The organism is Enterobacter cloacae complex sp. SYL003 (assembly GCF_049236925.1).
Classification (GTDB): domain Bacteria; phylum Pseudomonadota; class Gammaproteobacteria; order Enterobacterales; family Enterobacteriaceae; genus Enterobacter; species Enterobacter intestinihominis.
On the sequence record NZ_JBMKJK010000036.1, the window covers coordinates 1 to 13,918 of the forward strand.

Annotated in this window: 18 protein-coding genes and 2 pseudogenes; 10 read left to right on the forward strand and 10 right to left on the reverse strand. The window is 50.8% G+C overall.

Features of this window, described 5'->3' with window-relative positions; translation table 11 throughout:
• Positions 1-80: 80 nt before the first annotated feature.
• From ACOT1A_RS23960 to ACOT1A_RS23975, 4 genes and pseudogenes are all read right to left on the reverse strand, one after another.
• A pseudogene (locus ACOT1A_RS23960) lies at positions 81-539 on the reverse strand (peptide ABC transporter permease); the annotation flags it as partial.
• Positions 526-1,491 (reverse strand): peptide ABC transporter permease SapB, encoded by a 966-nt coding sequence (gene sapB, locus ACOT1A_RS23965; protein WP_004193276.1) that lies wholly within the window; start codon positions 1,489-1,491, stop codon positions 526-528. The gene sapB and the pseudogene ACOT1A_RS23960, both read right to left, overlap by 14 nt.
• Positions 1,488-3,131 (reverse strand): ABC transporter substrate-binding protein SapA, encoded by a 1,644-nt coding sequence (gene sapA / locus ACOT1A_RS23970; RefSeq protein WP_004193272.1) that lies wholly within the window; start codon positions 3,129-3,131, stop codon positions 1,488-1,490. Before sapA ends, sapB begins: the two co-directional genes overlap by 4 nt.
• Before the next feature lie 300 nt (positions 3,132-3,431).
• Positions 3,432-3,824 (reverse strand): YdeI family stress tolerance OB fold protein, encoded by a 393-nt coding sequence (locus tag ACOT1A_RS23975; RefSeq protein WP_004193269.1) that lies wholly within the window; start codon positions 3,822-3,824, stop codon positions 3,432-3,434.
• A 131-nt stretch (positions 3,825-3,955) separates the two neighbouring features.
• Between ACOT1A_RS23975 and ACOT1A_RS23980 the strand changes: the two genes are divergently transcribed.
• From ACOT1A_RS23980 to ACOT1A_RS23995, 4 genes are all read left to right on the forward strand, one after another.
• Positions 3,956-4,459: a hypothetical protein gene (locus tag ACOT1A_RS23980; RefSeq protein WP_004193267.1), complete on the forward strand. Its 504-nt coding sequence runs from the start codon at positions 3,956-3,958 to the stop codon at positions 4,457-4,459.
• Between the two features lie 9 nt (positions 4,460-4,468).
• The gene (locus tag ACOT1A_RS23985; protein WP_004193264.1) at positions 4,469-4,915 is read left to right on the forward strand and encodes a DUF421 domain-containing protein; all 447 of its coding nucleotides are present in this window, start codon (positions 4,469-4,471) and stop codon (positions 4,913-4,915) included.
• A gap of 10 nt (positions 4,916-4,925) precedes the next feature.
• Positions 4,926-5,441 (forward strand): 2-oxo-tetronate isomerase, encoded by a 516-nt coding sequence (locus tag ACOT1A_RS23990; RefSeq protein ID WP_017900989.1) that lies wholly within the window; start codon positions 4,926-4,928, stop codon positions 5,439-5,441.
• A gap of 176 nt (positions 5,442-5,617) precedes the next feature.
• Positions 5,618-6,526, forward strand: coding sequence for an SDR family oxidoreductase (locus tag ACOT1A_RS23995; protein ID WP_004193260.1), 909 nt, complete (start codon positions 5,618-5,620; stop codon positions 6,524-6,526).
• 95 nt (positions 6,527-6,621) lie between these two features.
• Here the strand turns inward: ACOT1A_RS23995 and ACOT1A_RS24000 are convergent, their stop codons facing one another.
• Positions 6,622-7,266: a quinolone resistance pentapeptide repeat protein QnrB4 gene (locus tag ACOT1A_RS24000; protein ID WP_017900990.1), complete on the reverse strand. Its 645-nt coding sequence runs from the start codon at positions 7,264-7,266 to the stop codon at positions 6,622-6,624.
• 82 nt (positions 7,267-7,348) lie between these two features.
• The gene (pspF, locus tag ACOT1A_RS24005; protein ID WP_017900991.1) at positions 7,349-8,338 is read right to left on the reverse strand and encodes a phage shock protein operon transcriptional activator; all 990 of its coding nucleotides are present in this window, start codon (positions 8,336-8,338) and stop codon (positions 7,349-7,351) included.
• A 155-nt stretch (positions 8,339-8,493) separates the two neighbouring features.
• On the opposite strand from pspF, the gene pspA reads away from it, so the two are divergent.
• From pspA to pspD, 4 genes are read left to right on the forward strand one after another with little or no spacing between them, the layout of a single operon-like run.
• Positions 8,494-9,162, forward strand: coding sequence for a phage shock protein PspA (gene pspA, locus ACOT1A_RS24010; protein WP_003020532.1), 669 nt, complete (start codon positions 8,494-8,496; stop codon positions 9,160-9,162).
• A 54-nt stretch (positions 9,163-9,216) separates the two neighbouring features.
• Positions 9,217-9,441, forward strand: coding sequence for an envelope stress response membrane protein PspB (pspB, locus tag ACOT1A_RS24015; RefSeq protein ID WP_004193245.1), 225 nt, complete (start codon positions 9,217-9,219; stop codon positions 9,439-9,441).
• Complete coding sequence (gene pspC / locus ACOT1A_RS24020; protein ID WP_004193243.1) at positions 9,441-9,800, forward strand: envelope stress response membrane protein PspC; 360 nt, start codon at positions 9,441-9,443, stop codon at positions 9,798-9,800. The genes pspB and pspC overlap by 1 nt, the downstream gene beginning before the upstream one ends.
• An 8-nt stretch (positions 9,801-9,808) precedes the next feature.
• Positions 9,809-10,039, forward strand: coding sequence for a phage shock protein PspD (pspD, locus tag ACOT1A_RS24025; protein ID WP_004193241.1), 231 nt, complete (start codon positions 9,809-9,811; stop codon positions 10,037-10,039).
• 188 nt (positions 10,040-10,227) lie between these two features.
• On the opposite strand, the pseudogene ACOT1A_RS24030 reads toward pspD, so the two are convergent.
• The 3 genes and pseudogenes from ACOT1A_RS24030 to ACOT1A_RS24040 form a co-directional block, all read right to left on the reverse strand.
• Positions 10,228-10,416 (reverse strand): annotated as a pseudogene (locus ACOT1A_RS24030) (LacI family transcriptional regulator); the annotation flags it as partial.
• Positions 10,374-11,195: a hypothetical protein gene (locus ACOT1A_RS24035; RefSeq protein WP_013214003.1), complete on the reverse strand. Its 822-nt coding sequence runs from the start codon at positions 11,193-11,195 to the stop codon at positions 10,374-10,376. The pseudogene ACOT1A_RS24030 and the gene ACOT1A_RS24035, both read right to left, overlap by 43 nt.
• A gap of 194 nt (positions 11,196-11,389) precedes the next feature.
• Entirely contained in the window at positions 11,390-12,529 is a 1,140-nt protein-coding gene (locus tag ACOT1A_RS24040; protein WP_004236386.1) for an extended-spectrum class C beta-lactamase DHA-1, read from the reverse strand.
• 110 nt (positions 12,530-12,639) lie between these two features.
• Here ACOT1A_RS24040 and ampR point away from each other — a divergent pair, with 110 nt between their 5' ends.
• Complete coding sequence (ampR, locus tag ACOT1A_RS24045) at positions 12,640-13,515, forward strand: LysR family transcriptional regulator AmpR (RefSeq protein ID WP_004193231.1); 876 nt, start codon at positions 12,640-12,642, stop codon at positions 13,513-13,515.
• 3 nt (positions 13,516-13,518) lie between these two features.
• Here ampR and hypA read toward each other — a convergent pair whose 3' ends face one another.
• Positions 13,519-13,824, reverse strand: coding sequence for a hydrogenase maturation nickel metallochaperone HypA (gene hypA / locus ACOT1A_RS24050; RefSeq protein ID WP_050583588.1), 306 nt, complete (start codon positions 13,822-13,824; stop codon positions 13,519-13,521).
• On the opposite strand from hypA, the gene ACOT1A_RS24055 reads away from it, so the two are divergent.
• Positions 13,777-13,918, forward strand: a 142-nt coding sequence (locus ACOT1A_RS24055; protein ID WP_237766525.1) for an SMR family transporter, incomplete at its 3' end; no start/stop codon positions are given. The genes hypA and ACOT1A_RS24055 overlap by 48 nt on opposite strands.

Here is a 13,918-nt window from a genome sequence, read left to right on the forward strand (position 1 = left end):
CTTGAGCGGTAAACGAGTGAGGGAATTTCAGGTAAGATACTTCGGATGAGGAGCAAAAAGGTGGTTTATACTTCCTATACCCAAGCCACCACAATAATCGCCAGCAACAGTGAAGGGATCGACAGCAGGGTGTCCAGAATGTGATTCAGCACCGCGGAGCGCAAACCGTGTGTTGCCCCGGCAACCACGCCAAGCAATAAGCCACACAACGTGGCGGCAAGGGTGACGACAAACGCACCGCCCACGGTCGGGGCCGCACCGCTAAGCAGGCGGCTTAAAACATCACGCCCCAGGTCATCAGTCCCGAGGAAGAAAGAGACTTCGCCATAGCGTGACCATGACGGCGGCAAAAGCTGGTAGCCAAGAAACTGCTGGTCGATGCCATAAGGCGCGAACCAACCACCAAAAATACACAGAATTGCCAGTCCAGCACAGCCATACAGGCCGATCATTGCGGTTGCATCGCCGTAAAAATTGCGCCATGCGGTGCGCAGCGTACCAGGCGGGCGCTTTTCGCTGTAGACGCTATCGTAAGGCATACCATTCCTTATGTTTCAGAGGGTTAGCCATAGCACCCAAAATATCAGAGATCACGTTAACAATGATAACCAGTGAGCCAATCACCATCACACCCGCCGAAATCGCCGCGTAATCCTGCTGGCGAATCGCGTTAATCAGCCAACGGCCAAGACCTGGCCAGCTAAAGACCATCTCGGTGATCATCGCCAGCGTCAGCATGGTGGAAAACTGTAACCCCAGGCGCGGGATAACCGGTGGGAGAGCGTTGTGCAGTACGTGACGGCGTAAAATCGTTAACCGTGACAGACCACGAGTCGCCGCCGCTTTGACATAGTTTTGATCAAAGACCTCAATAGTGCTGATACGCATCAGACGAATAACTTCCGTCGTCGGTGCCACGGAGAGCGTTAACACCGGAAGCACCATATGGCGGATGGCACTGACCAGCATTTCATCGCGCCAGGGCGAGTCGGAGATCCAGGCGTCAATAATGGCAAACCCGGTTACGGGTTTTACTTCATAAAGCAGATCAAAACGCCCTGATACGGGTAACCAGCCGAGGGTTAGTGAGAATAGCAACGTCAGCAGCAGCGCCAGCCAAAAAACCGGAATAGAGAAGCCCATCAGAGCCAATGCGCTGATGCAACGATCCTGCCATTTATTACGCGTTATGCCCGCCAACATGCCGATGGGGATCCCGACCATTAGTGCAAAACCAAATGCCAGAATGCACAGTTCCATTGTTGCCGGGAACACCTCTTTCAGTTGTTCTGAGATCAACTGGCCGTTAATACTGGACACACCAAAATCCCAGTGAATCAGGCCATTGAACCAGAATACCCAAGCGTTCCACAGCGATGCGCCCTGTAACGGCGCATGGGGGGTGAAATAACTCAGACTGAAGCCAATAAAGGTCAGGAAGAACAAAGTGACCAGCAATAATAAAAATCGGCGTAGGGTGAAGATAATCATGGTTTTTTCACCTCGTCAGCCTTTTCCCTGGAAACCCCGGCAAAAGAAGCGTTGCCGAACGGACTGAGCACCAGCCCTTTGATGTCATAGCGGTAAGCCTGCAAACGGAGCGAAGAGGCCAGAGGCAGGATCGGCAACTCGCGCGCAAGAATATTTTGCGCTTCGTCGTAGGCATCAATTCGCGAGGAGAGTTGTTGCGAAGAGAGGGCTTTGCGCAAAATGCTGTCAAACTCGGGATTGCACCAGTGGGCAAAATTGGTCTGCGAGTTAATGGCGGCACAGCTAAGCATCGGTCGGAAAAAGCTGTCAGGATCGTTACTGTCAGTTGCCCAACCGGACAACGTCAGATCATGGTTCATATCCATTAATCGCGCCTCCTGAAAACGGCCCTCTACCGGGATGATCTTCACTTTCACACCCACCTGAGCCATATCAGCCTGAATCAGCTCTGCGGTTTTCAGCGGACTGGGGTTCCAGGCCTGAGAGCTGGTAGGTACCCAGAGTTGTAACGTCAGGTTTTCCAGCCCCAGCGCTTTTAACTGCTCGCGCGATTTTGCCGGGTTGTACTCGGTAATTTTAGCTTCGTTGTCATAAGCCCACGAGGCGCGAGGCAAAATAGATGCCGCGGTTTCCGCCGTACCGTAGTAAATAGATTGCATTAACCGTTGGTTGTTAATGGCCAGCGCTAGCGCATGTCGTACGGCAGGGTTGTTCAACGGCGGTTTATCCGTGTTGAACGCCAGATAGGCGATATTCATCCCCGGACGCAGCGTCAGGCGCAGCCGCGGGTCATCACGCAGTATGCTGAGCTGGCTGGCGGCAGGCCATGCCAGGACGTCGCACTCGCCGGTCAGTAATTTCGATAAGCGTCCGGTCCCGCCAGAGCCGAGATCCACCACGACCTGCGGCATCAAGGGGGTACCACGCCAGAATTTTTCATGCCGTTGTAGGCGAATATATTGGCCTGCACGATTTTCTGAAAGTTGGTACGGGCCTGTGCCGACGGGTTGTCTGTCGAGTAATTCCTGGCGATCCTGTTTTGCTAATTTGGCGGCATATTCGGCCGACATCACAGAGGCATAATGTGTGGCAAGGTGCCACAAGAAGGAGGCGTCGGGTTGATTTAAGCGAAATTCAACGGTGTTGTTGTCCAGTTTACGCACGCTTTGGACGTTATCGGCGAACTGCAGGCTATCAAAATAAGGAAAACTGCTACCATTGACATTATGCCACGGATGCTGGCGATCAAAGATGCGCTCGAAGGTAAATACCACATCGTCCGCATTTAGTTTGCGGGTGGGCGTGAACCAGGCAGTCTTTTGAAACGGAACATCGCGTCGTAAATGGAAGCGGTAGGTTGCGCCGTTATCTAATACTTCCCAGCTTTCAGCCAGTTCTGGCACCAGGCGATAGGTGTAGGGATCGACATCAAGCAGTCGGTCATACAATTGGGCCGCTAATGTGTCTACGATGAGACCGCTGCTTGCTTTTTGTGGATTGAACGTATTGACCTGCCCGCTAACGCAATAGACAAAGCCACTGTCACGAATATCAGCGTACGAGGCCTGCTCAGGCGCAGCTGCAGCCTGACCACTCAGAAATCCAGCCATCACGATCAGAGATGATAAAACCAGGCGCATAATTTTAAAGGGTTATATATAAAGAAGCTATCTTACTAATACTTAATGACATTTGCCATTACCGTTTGTTTTTGGGGCAGTGGGGTTGATAACCGCGAATTCGACATCGCGTACTGGTCAAAATTCATACCCGCTATCCACTTTGCATATACTCTTGTAGCTATCTTAGCATTTTCATGGCCCCTCTGACTCGCTTAAACGCTGGATTTGCTGCCAGAGAGATTATGTGAGGTGTCTGACGGGGAAAATGAATCTGTTGTGTGGGAGGCGGGAAGAGTGAATTTCTTCCCGGCTGAGGTATTACTTCTGGATTTTATTAACGCGCACCACCGGCGGTTGCATTTTAGCGTCAAGGCTACCGTTAATGCTGATCATTTGATCGGGTTTTATCGTTCGGCCATCAAAGACCGCAAGCGGGATTAGCGTATTGATACTGCCGGTTTTGTCACGGAAGATAAACTTATCTCCTCCCTGATCCTCAATGAGATTACCTCGTAAAGAGATGGTCGCACCGTCATGCATGGTTTTAGCTTGTTCGACGGTCATGATTCTTGCATTTTCAGTGCCGCGATAGCCTTCATCCAGTGCATGGGCAGGTGGCGGGGCGGTATCTTTTTTCAATCCGCCATTATCATCGGCAAACGCTGATGGCAATAAAAAACAGAACAGTAAGGGGGCGAACGATATTTTCATAGAGCCTCCATTGAAATTGATTTGACTTATTAAGTTTGGTAGCTATTTATTAATCTGGCGAGTGGGATAAGTCTCAAATTGTAATTTTTCAATAAAACAACGGCTTGGTGTTATATAAGCGAGGCGGGGAGATGAACAGAGAGAAAACCCATTTTCAAGGAGTAAAAGAGAGCCTGCGTTTTCTGAATTTTGAATCTGGCTTTCACAAGATTGGTTTTATCTGTTTGCTCTGCATTGTTTTTCTTGCTTCGGTGGGAGCGTTTTCCGGCGGATATTTAAGTGAGGTGACGAGAAAAAACACCTTAAAGACAACAGGGTTACAGTACGAAAGGTTTGGGCGCTTGCAAACGGAATTTAAATTTAAAATCTCTGCACAAAAGTATGATTCTGTGAACAAGACGTTGCGCATTGGCGGCGATTTCAACAAATTTTATGAAATGGAAAATATTTGGCCGCAGCCAGACAGCATGTACAGCAAGGGGAACGATCTTTACCTCGTCTACAATGATTCTGAAGCAATGCAGAACTTTACTATCTGGCTGCGGGTTACGCCCGTGAAGCCAGGAAGCGTAAAGAGTTTTCTCCAGCTAAATGGCGAACCTGAAATCCGCTTCAGACAATTTATTTATCCCTAGGAGGTGAGTATGGAGATGGTCTTCCGGGCATCCGCCATTTACCTTATTTTGCTGGTGGTTTTCAAAATAGCAGGTCGCCGGGCATTATTACAAATGACCAGCTTCGATCTGATTTTATTACTGATTATCAGTGAAGCAACTCAACAAGCCTTGTTGGGTAATGATTTTTCGATAACCGGCGCCATGATCACGATTGTCACTCTGGTTACTATTGATATTCTGTTCGGTTTCATTAAAAAAAAGGTGGGTGGGGCCGAATCCGTGCTGGATGGTTCCCCGGTTATCCTGCTTGATCACGGGATCCCTTTATTAGATAAAATGAAGAAAGTGGATGTCTCTCTTGAAGATATATTAGTCGCTGCGCGACAAAATCAGGGGATTACCGAATCAAGTAAAATCAAGTATGCCATTCTGGAACGCAACGGACATATTTCTGTCATTCCTGAAGAGAATTAGCGAGGCGGTAATGAATACGGAGTACAATGACGCAAAAACAGTCAATGAACTGACAAAACGGCTTGCAAACACGCTCATTGATAGCGATTTAACGTTGACCACCGCAGAATCCTGTACAGGAGGAAAGCTGGCCGCGGCGCTTTGCGCACAGGCGGATACCGCAGAATTTTATGATATCGGCGTTATAACCTTTAGCGATCGCGCCAAGCAGAAAATGCTCGACGTGCGGGCCAGTACGCTGAAGAAATATAGCGCCGTTAGTGAGCAAACGGTCAGTGAGATGTCTGTAGGAATACGTCAGCAAGCCGAAACCGATATCAGTATAGCCATCAGCGGATATGCAGGGCCGGAGGGTGGGGAGGATGGTACTCCCGCAGGAACCGTGTGGTTTGCGTGGAATTTCCGCGGACAGATAATAACAAAACGTGAGTGTTTTTCCGGGGATTGCCAGGACGTCATTGAAAAGGCGGTACGTTTTAGCCTGGCGGTATTGATTGAAGAAGTGTCAGCCTGGAAGAACAAATAAATAAACCAGGACTTATCCTAGGAAATATTTCAATGCTATGTGAAGTTATCGTCGTGAGAGCCAGGTTAATATTAGGAGAAAATTAAGTGGTAGGTAAATTATAAAGACCATGTCATTCATTTTGTTCTACGCTTATTAGTCTTTGCGATGAATGATGACTCACGAGAGGTGATTGAATGACTGACCTAAATAAAGGAAAACAGACCACCAATAAAACTAATTCAGAGCGTTTTCCGCAGCCGCCTTTTCCACATCAAAAACAACCTTTTCCGGGGCTCGCCGGAAAAATGCAACCGCGCCCCGATCATGGCGAACAAAGCTATCAGGGAAGCGGCAGGTTAAATGGTCGCAAGGTATTAATTACCGGTGGTGATTCAGGTATTGGGCGTGCTGTTGCCATTGCCTATGCCCGCGAAGGCGCCGATGTCGCGATTAATTATTTACCTGAAGAAGAGGACGATGCTCGTGAGGTTGTTGAGTTGATAAAAAAAGCTGGGAGAAAAGTTGCGGCGATTCCCGGCGATATTCGTGACGAAACTTTTTGTAACCATCTGGTAAAACAGGCGGTAGACGCGCTGGGAGGGTTGGATATCCTGGTGAATAACGCAGGCCGTCAGCAATTTTGTGAATCGATCGAAGACCTCACCACAGAAGAATTTGATGCGACATTCAAGACCAATGTCTACGCCATGTTTTGGATCACCAAGGCGGCTATTCCCCATTTCTCCCGAGACAGCGTGATTATTAACACCTCATCGGTACAGGCTTATGAGCCGAGTGAGATCCTGCTTGATTATGCTCAGACCAAGGCGGCGATAGTGGCATTTACTAAATCGCTGGCGAAGCAACTGGCCCCTAAAGGGATCCGTGTAAATGCTGTCGCGCCTGGGCCGTACTGGACGGTATTGCAGTGCTGCGGCGGCCAACCACAGGAAAAAATTGAGAAATTTGGTGCAAATGCGCCGCTTGGTCGCCCTGGCCAACCGGTAGAAATTGCTCCGCTGTATGTCACTTTAGCGGCTGAAGAGAACAGCTATACATCCGGTCAGGTATGGTGTTCTGACGGGGGGACCGGAACCCTCTGACGTTTATGCCCCCGAAGTCGAAACGTCTGAGGGGGAAAGCCAGCCCGGACAATATTGTATAAGGGCAGGGGGCGGCATATACCGCTCCCTGAACATTAACCCATGACAGCGATACCAAGACGTTCCAGGAGCAACGATGCCTGGTAGCTGTCCAGTTTGACGCCTTGCAAATCAACCCCGCGGATATCTAAATCGCCCAGTTCCGAATTGGTCAAATCACAGTGCGTAACGTTTGCTGCTCGCCAGTCGAAGGATGAAAACTCGCCGCCAGAGAGGTCTGATCCACTGAACGTTGCGCCCAGCACCTGAGTACCCATCCAGCGGTTTTCCCACAGCTCGCACTTTTCCAGTACGACTTTTGAAAAGTTGGCGTAGCTTAAGTTGGTATTGGTGATATAGGCGCTACAAAACCAGGTGCGGGTGGTGATCATATTCATAAAACTTGCGCCGCGAAAATCTGACCCTTGTGCCCGGCAGTGGCGAATTTCGATTCCCAGCGCATTGATATTCCTGAAATCAGCCATGGAGAGATCACAACTTTTGAAAATGGCATCTTTCAGGTTAGCGCGACTAAAATTACATCCTTTCTGACTTTCTCGATCATAAAACTGGCAGCCAATAAATTCAGTGCCGCTAAGGTCGGCACCCGAAAAATCACAGTTGAAAAATGTGCTATTTTCAACTTTTTCACCGGTGAACCTGTTTCTGTCAATTTTTTCGCCAACTAACGCCAGAGTCATCATGATTAACCTGTTTTTTTATACAGTGATTGCAACATGGTAAACTGTTTTAACTCTCGCGTCCAACGTCTGCCCCTGCACGCTAAATTTGGTGTTTCTTCAGTAATGCGCGGAGTTGATGGTAGGTCAGACCTAATAATTCAGCGGCTTTTTTCTGATTAAATTTCGCCTGCTGTAAGCTGGTTTGCAAAAATTCCTTCTCCTGCTGCTGTTGGAATTCACGCAGATCCAGCGGTAGGGTTACTGATGTATGTCTGGTTTCTTGCGCCAGCGGCGGTGCGGCGTGACGCCTGAACGGGTCAATCACAATCTCATTCAGTGGGTAATCGCTGGTCCCGTGTCGGTATACCGAACGCTCCACGACGTTTTTCAGTTCACGAATATTGCCCGGCCAACGGTAGTGGAGGAGCGTTTCTTTGGCCTCATCGGTGAACCCAGGAAACAACGGTAACCCGATCTCACGGCACATCTGAATGGCAAAATGTTCAGCCATTAACATGATATCGCTTTGACGTTCGCGTAACGGGGGAAGTTGCACCACGTCAAAGGCCAGACGATCCAGCAGGTCGGCGCGGAACGTGCCTTCACTCACCATGCGTGGCAGGTCGGCGTTGGTTGCGCAAACCAGTCTTACATTGACCTGCAGAGGTTGGCTACCGCCTACGCGTTCCAGCTCTCCGTACTCAATAACGCGCAGCAGTTTTTCCTGTACCAGCATCGGGGCGGTTGCCAGTTCATCAAGAAACAGTGTGCCGCCATCGGCGCGCTCGAACCGACCTGGGTGACGTTTCTGCGCGCCGGTAAAGGCGCCCGCTTCGTGCCCAAAGAGTTCGGAATCAAGTAAATTTTCGTTGAGCGCGGCGCAGTTAAGTGAAATAAACGGGCCTTGCCAACGGGTTGAGAGGTAGTGCAGGCGGTTGGCGATAAGCTCTTTCCCTGTTCCTCGTTCCCCAATGACCAGCACAGGTTTATCCAGCGGCGCGAGACGAGAAACCTGCTCCAGCACTTCAATAAAGCTGTTCGCTTCGCCCAGCAGATTATCTTTGTATCCTGCCATGATGAAATTCACCATTTGTTAGTGTTATTCACCAATTTACCCTATTTATCCCGACAGGTAAAATTAGTTATTTTCAAATATTTCAATGAATTAAAAAGTTGGCATGCGAAGTGCATTAGAACAGCAGCAGGGCATTGCCCGATATCAGAACAGTAAGTGAGGATTACATTATGGGTATTTTTTCTCGTTTTGCCGACATCGTGAACGCCAACATTAATGCGTTGCTGGAAAAGGCTGAAGATCCGCAGAAGCTGGTGCGGTTGATGATCCAGGAAATGGAAGACACGCTGGTTGAGGTGCGCTCCAACTCCGCACGCGCGCTGGCAGAAAAGAAACAGTTATCGCGTCGTATTGAACAGGCCAGCGCCCAACAGGCAGAGTGGCAGGAAAAAGCAGAGCTGGCGCTGCGTAAAGAAAAAGAAGATTTGGCGCGTTCTGCGTTAATCGAAAAGCAGAAACTGACTGACCTGATTGCCTCCCTGGAGCATGAGGTGACGCTGGTTGACGATACGCTGGCGCGTATGAAAAAAGAGATCGGTGAACTGGAAAACAAACTCAGTGAAACCCGTGCTCGTCAGCAGGCATTGATGTTGCGCCATCAGGCGGCGAGTTCTTCCCGTGATGTTCGTCGTCAACTGGACAGCGGCAAACTGGATGAAGCGATGGCTCGCTTTGAATCTTTTGAGCGTCGTATCGATCAAATGGAAGCTGAAGCTGAAAGCCATAACTTCGGTAAGCAGAAGTCTTTGGATCAGCAATTTGCTGACCTGAAAGCAGATGATGAAATCAGCGAGCAGTTGGCGCAATTGAAAGCCAAAATGCAGCAAGACAAGCAATAATAATATCTGGCGGTGCCCGAACGCGCCGCCGCTCATCACCTGTAAGGAGTACTCATGAGCGCGCTATTTCTGGCCATCCCGTTAACCATCTTTGTGCTGTTCGTCTTACCGATTTGGCTCTGGCTGCATTACAGCAATCGTTCCAGTCGCGGCGAGCTGGCGCAAAGTGAACAACAGCGTCTGGTAGAACTTAACCAGGACGCACAGCGGATGCGTGAGCGCATTCAAGCGCTGGAAGACATCCTTGATGCTGAACATCCAAACTGGAGGGACCGCTAATGGGGGGCGTTAATCTGAATAAAAAACTGTGGCGTATACCGCAGCAGGGCATGGTGAAAGGGGTTTGCGCGGGTATTGCGCATTATCTCGATGTTCCTGTGAAACTGGTGCGGATCCTGGTGGTGCTGTCCATCTTTTTTGGTCTGGCCTTTTTCACCTTTGTCGCCTACATCGTACTGACGTTTGTGTTGGATCCGATGCCAGACAACGTGGTTTCCGGAGAACAGCAGCCATCAAGCGGTGAGCTATTGGATGCTGTCGATCGTGAACTGGCTGCAAGTGAAAAGCGTTTGCGTGAGATGGAGCGTTATGTAACGTCTGATACTTTTACATTACGCAGCCGCTTCCGCCAATTGTGAGGTTAGAAATGAATAATCGCTGGCAACGTGCCGGGCAAAGGGTTAAGCCGGGCATTAAAATAGCAGGTAAGCTGGTGCTACTGACTGCGCTGCGCTATGGCCCGGCTGGGGTAGCAGGGTGGGCGGTGAAGTCCGTGGCCCGACGTCCGCTAAAAATGTTGCTGGCGTTAGTATTGGAACCTTTGTTGAGCCGGGCAGCGACAAAATTGTCGAAACGCTATTCAGGTAATCAACCCTGATATCCGAAACAACAAAAGCAAGCAACATTTAGTCAACATTCCCCCAGTTAATTTGCGGCAGAGTAGTCTCTTGTGTCATGGGATCGCTACCAATAGAAATGAAGGTGAAAGCGACAGACTCCATTATGCAGGTATCGGTGTGAATTACGCATTCTAAAATGCACTGGGGCATTGTTATGCCCCAGTTTTTATACCAGTGAGTCGGCTAACGATATTTGTGTACCCACGGTGATATTTTGTAAACCTTTCTCACCGGCAATCAGGCTAAATAATAAATTACAGCTTTGTTCGCCGAGCTGCTGGGTTGGGACATCAATGCCTCCCGGCACGGGCGTCAGCATAAATGACAACAGTTCATTACAGTGACGGTATACGGCACCGGCTTGCCGTCACGGGTCATAGACAGACGCGATTCCAGATTTTTGACATCAGCGGGGGCATTGAAGGTCAGGCCGATAATGGCGTGTTTTTTCATCGGATCTTGCGGATCCTGATAGAACTCCGCCCGGCCGCCGCGATAATAAAACTCAGGGGTGGTAAAGGTTTTTTGTTTCTCTGTTAACGCCACCTGCGGAGCCAGCAGTGTTTTGGCATCCATATCGACGGTGTAGGTTTTCCCCATCGGGAAGGTTTTTTTCGCCGTGAATACCAGCTTACGGTCATTACGCCACTGCCACTCACCTTCCATTGCGGGGGTCAGGGTAATACCGGCGGTGACCGGTTTACCGATCAGCGTTACCGGTGCGGCAGAGCGGGAGAATGTCACCACCACAATCTGCGCTGAATTATCATCACGGTTATAATTAACCGCCGAAGGGCGCTGCACAGACGCGGAAATATCCTGCACCACCAGCGGCGCAACATCCACCGGCTTCGGTTTGTTCTGATACCAGTGCCAGGTGTAATAACTGCCCGCTGCCACCGCAGCAGTCAGTAATAATAAGGCAGATATGGTTTTCGGATAGCGGTTGCCCCCCCGCTCCAGCCGGGCAAGCTGATTACCGGCAAAGGTCACCCAGCCCGGCACCGCCCAGCGGATCCGTCCGGTGAACGGGCGCAGCAGAAAACCCAGCAGAGTAAAGAGATAAACAAGACTGCGAGCCGCCAGACGCAGCAAAATAAAAGGTAAGCGGAGGATAAAACGCAGAACGTCCATGACAACATTTTCCTCTGTGTGTTGAGACTGACATCAGTTTGCCGCAGCACACAGTGAAATCCGGTTCAGCCGGAAGCTGTCAGTGCCCGATACTCTCATCCTCCATAAAACAGCCCATAAAGCAAATTATTGCATAAGGAATAATCTTAAATTACGGCCCCGGCGTATCCGCAGGGGCCTGTTCAGGAAAAAAATTATTCCAGTGCACTCAAAATAGCCTGTGCAGCTTTGACTCTTTCGGTATTCGGGTAGTTTTTATTCGCCAGAATCACAATCGCCACCTGTTTTTCCGGAATAAAGGCGACATAGGCGCCGAAACCAGTTGTTGCGCCCGTTTTATGCACCCAGGAAGCACGGTTATACGGCTGAACCTGGTTGTCTGTTACCGGATGCGGCTGCAATGCGACCTCGTTGGTCACACCGTTAATGATCATATCTTTCTGCTGCGGCCAGTCATACATTTCCCAGCCCAGCCCCTGGTTAATCGCGGCGGTTTTATAGTAGCGGGTCTGGGCGAGATACATTGCCATTTCCAGATCCGCATTACCGGCCCGTGACGGCTCCATATTCATTTCCGCCCAGCGCAGCATATCTTTTGAGGCGGATTTCACGCCGTAAGATTCCGCATCAAGCTGTCCCGGCGACACGCGGACCGGTTTTTTGTTTTTATAACCGTACGCATACTGGCTTTGCGCACTTTCCGGCACAGTAATAAAGGTGTGAGATAACCCCAGCGGTGCCAGGATCCGTGCAGTCAGCAACTGCTCATACGGCATCCCCGCCGCGTTTGCGGTCAGAGCACCAAACAGGCCGATACTGCTGTTTGCATACAGACGCATATCGCCCGGTTTCCGGGACGGCTGCCACTGCTGATAGAAATTCAGCAGATCCGCACGGCTTTTTACCGCATCCGGCACCTGTAACGGCAGTCCGCCTGCGGTATAGGTAGCCAGATCCAGCAATGTGATCCCCTTCCACTGCGGCAGAGCCAGCTCCGGCTGGTATTTTGCCGCCGGATCATTCAGCGCCATCTCTTTTTTCGCCACAGAAACCGCACCCAGCACACCTGTGAAAGTTTTACTTACAGATCCGAGCTCAAATAGTGTATTTTCAGTGACCGGCTGTTTTGCCTGAATATCGGCAAAACCATAATTGAAATAATAGGGCTTACCCTTTACGGAGACGGCAACCGCCATCCCGGGAATATCCTGCTGTGCCATCAGCGGTTTAATGGTGCTGTCCACCACCGCCGCGACATTATCAGCGGCAGAAAACCCCGGGGCGGAAAACGCCAGCAGAGCGGAAATCAGTGTTGCAGATAACGATTTTTTCATCAGAATTAACCTTCCGTGTGTGAGTAACGGCGGCAAGTATCGTCAGATTCACCGGACAGAACAAACGGTTATTTATAACAAGAGCCTAAAGAAAAACTTACAGGTGGATTATGGTCAGACGTTATCTCCCCCTTAACCCGCTGCGCGCCTTTGAGGCCGCCGCCCGTCATCTCAGTTTTACCCGCGCGGCGATTGAGCTGAATGTCACCCATGCCGCCGTCAGCCAGCAGGTCAGGGCGCTGGAAGAACAACTCGGCTGTGTGCTGTTTACCCGCGTCTCGCGCGGGCTGGTGCTGACCCATGAAGGTGAGGGATTACTGCCGGTGCTCAATGAGGCGTTTGACCGGATTGCGGATACTCTGGAGTGTTTTTCTCACGGGCAGTTCCGTGAGCGGGTGAAAGTCGGTGCGGTGGGAACATTTGCCGCAGGCTGGCTGCTGCCGCGTCTGGCCGGATTCTATGACAGCCATCCGCATATTGATCTGCATATCTCCACCCATAACAATCATGTGGACCCGGCGGCGGAAGGGCATGATTATACGATCCGTTTCGGTAACGGCGCGTGGCATGAGTCAGATGCGGAACTGATTTTCAGTGCACCACACGCTCCGCTGTGCTCACCGGCCATTGCAGAACAGTTACAGCAGCCGGATGATGTTCACCGCTTTACCCTGCTGCGCTCATTCCGCCGGGATGAATGGAGCCGCTGGCTGGATTGTGCGGGCGGCACACCGCCTTCCCCGTCACAGCCGGTAATGGTGTTCGATACCTCACTGGCCATGGCCGAGGCGGCACAACTGGGTGCCGGGGTAGCGATCGCACCGGTATGTATGTTCAGCCGCCTGTTACAGTCAGGCGCACTGGTACAGCCGTTTGCCGCAGAAATCACCCTCGGCGGCTACTGGCTGACGCGGTTACAGTCCCGTACGGAAACCCCGGCCATGCAGCAATTCGCCCGCTGGCTGCTGAATACGGCGGCGGCGTAAAACTCACTCACCTTCCAGGCTTTTTACCCGCAAATCATCACCTTCACTGATGCGCAGCCGTTCACTGCCGCAGTGCGGACAGCATCCGGCGTGCTGCATGATTTCGGCCTCACGGCTGCAATCCCAGCACCATGCCTGTGCCGGGATAACATCAATATGCAGTGTGCAGCCCTGCGCCACGGTATCACGGCAGGCGATATCAAAACAGAAATGCAGTGCACTCTCCTCAACATCCGCCAGTGCGCCGACTTCCAGCCAGACATCCGTTACCCGCGCAATGCCGTGCTGTTCAGCCTGTTCGCGGATAATGTCCGCCGCACCGAGGGCTTTACTAAGCTTGCCCCTTCCGCCGTTGTCATAATCGGTTATGGCATCGCATTTTATTTTCTTTCTCTGGTTCTGA

Excerpts from the sequence above, each read along its gene's own strand:
- sapB (WP_004193276.1), bottom strand. The coding sequence starts at position 1,491 with ATGATTATCTTCACCCTACGCCGATTTTTATTATTGCTGGTCACTTTG.
- sapA (WP_004193272.1), bottom strand. The coding sequence starts at position 3,131 with ATGCGCCTGGTTTTATCATCTCTGATCGTGATGGCTGGATTTCTGAGT.
- ACOT1A_RS23975 (WP_004193269.1), bottom strand. The coding sequence starts at position 3,824 with ATGAAAATATCGTTCGCCCCCTTACTGTTCTGTTTTTTATTGCCATCA.
- ACOT1A_RS23980 (WP_004193267.1), top strand. The coding sequence starts at position 3,956 with ATGAACAGAGAGAAAACCCATTTTCAAGGAGTAAAAGAGAGCCTGCGT.
- ACOT1A_RS23985 (WP_004193264.1), top strand. The coding sequence starts at position 4,469 with ATGGAGATGGTCTTCCGGGCATCCGCCATTTACCTTATTTTGCTGGTG.
- ACOT1A_RS23990 (WP_017900989.1), top strand. The coding sequence starts at position 4,926 with ATGAATACGGAGTACAATGACGCAAAAACAGTCAATGAACTGACAAAA.
- ACOT1A_RS23995 (WP_004193260.1), top strand. The coding sequence starts at position 5,618 with ATGACTGACCTAAATAAAGGAAAACAGACCACCAATAAAACTAATTCA.
- ACOT1A_RS24000 (WP_017900990.1), bottom strand. The coding sequence starts at position 7,266 with ATGACTCTGGCGTTAGTTGGCGAAAAAATTGACAGAAACAGGTTCACC.
- pspF (WP_017900991.1), bottom strand. The coding sequence starts at position 8,338 with ATGGTGAATTTCATCATGGCAGGATACAAAGATAATCTGCTGGGCGAA.
- pspA (WP_003020532.1), top strand. The coding sequence starts at position 8,494 with ATGGGTATTTTTTCTCGTTTTGCCGACATCGTGAACGCCAACATTAAT.
- pspB (WP_004193245.1), top strand. The coding sequence starts at position 9,217 with ATGAGCGCGCTATTTCTGGCCATCCCGTTAACCATCTTTGTGCTGTTC.
- pspC (WP_004193243.1), top strand. The coding sequence starts at position 9,441 with ATGGGGGGCGTTAATCTGAATAAAAAACTGTGGCGTATACCGCAGCAG.
- pspD (WP_004193241.1), top strand. The coding sequence starts at position 9,809 with ATGAATAATCGCTGGCAACGTGCCGGGCAAAGGGTTAAGCCGGGCATT.
- ACOT1A_RS24035 (WP_013214003.1), bottom strand. The coding sequence starts at position 11,195 with ATGGACGTTCTGCGTTTTATCCTCCGCTTACCTTTTATTTTGCTGCGT.
- ACOT1A_RS24040 (WP_004236386.1), bottom strand. The coding sequence starts at position 12,529 with ATGAAAAAATCGTTATCTGCAACACTGATTTCCGCTCTGCTGGCGTTT.
- ampR (WP_004193231.1), top strand. The coding sequence starts at position 12,640 with ATGGTCAGACGTTATCTCCCCCTTAACCCGCTGCGCGCCTTTGAGGCC.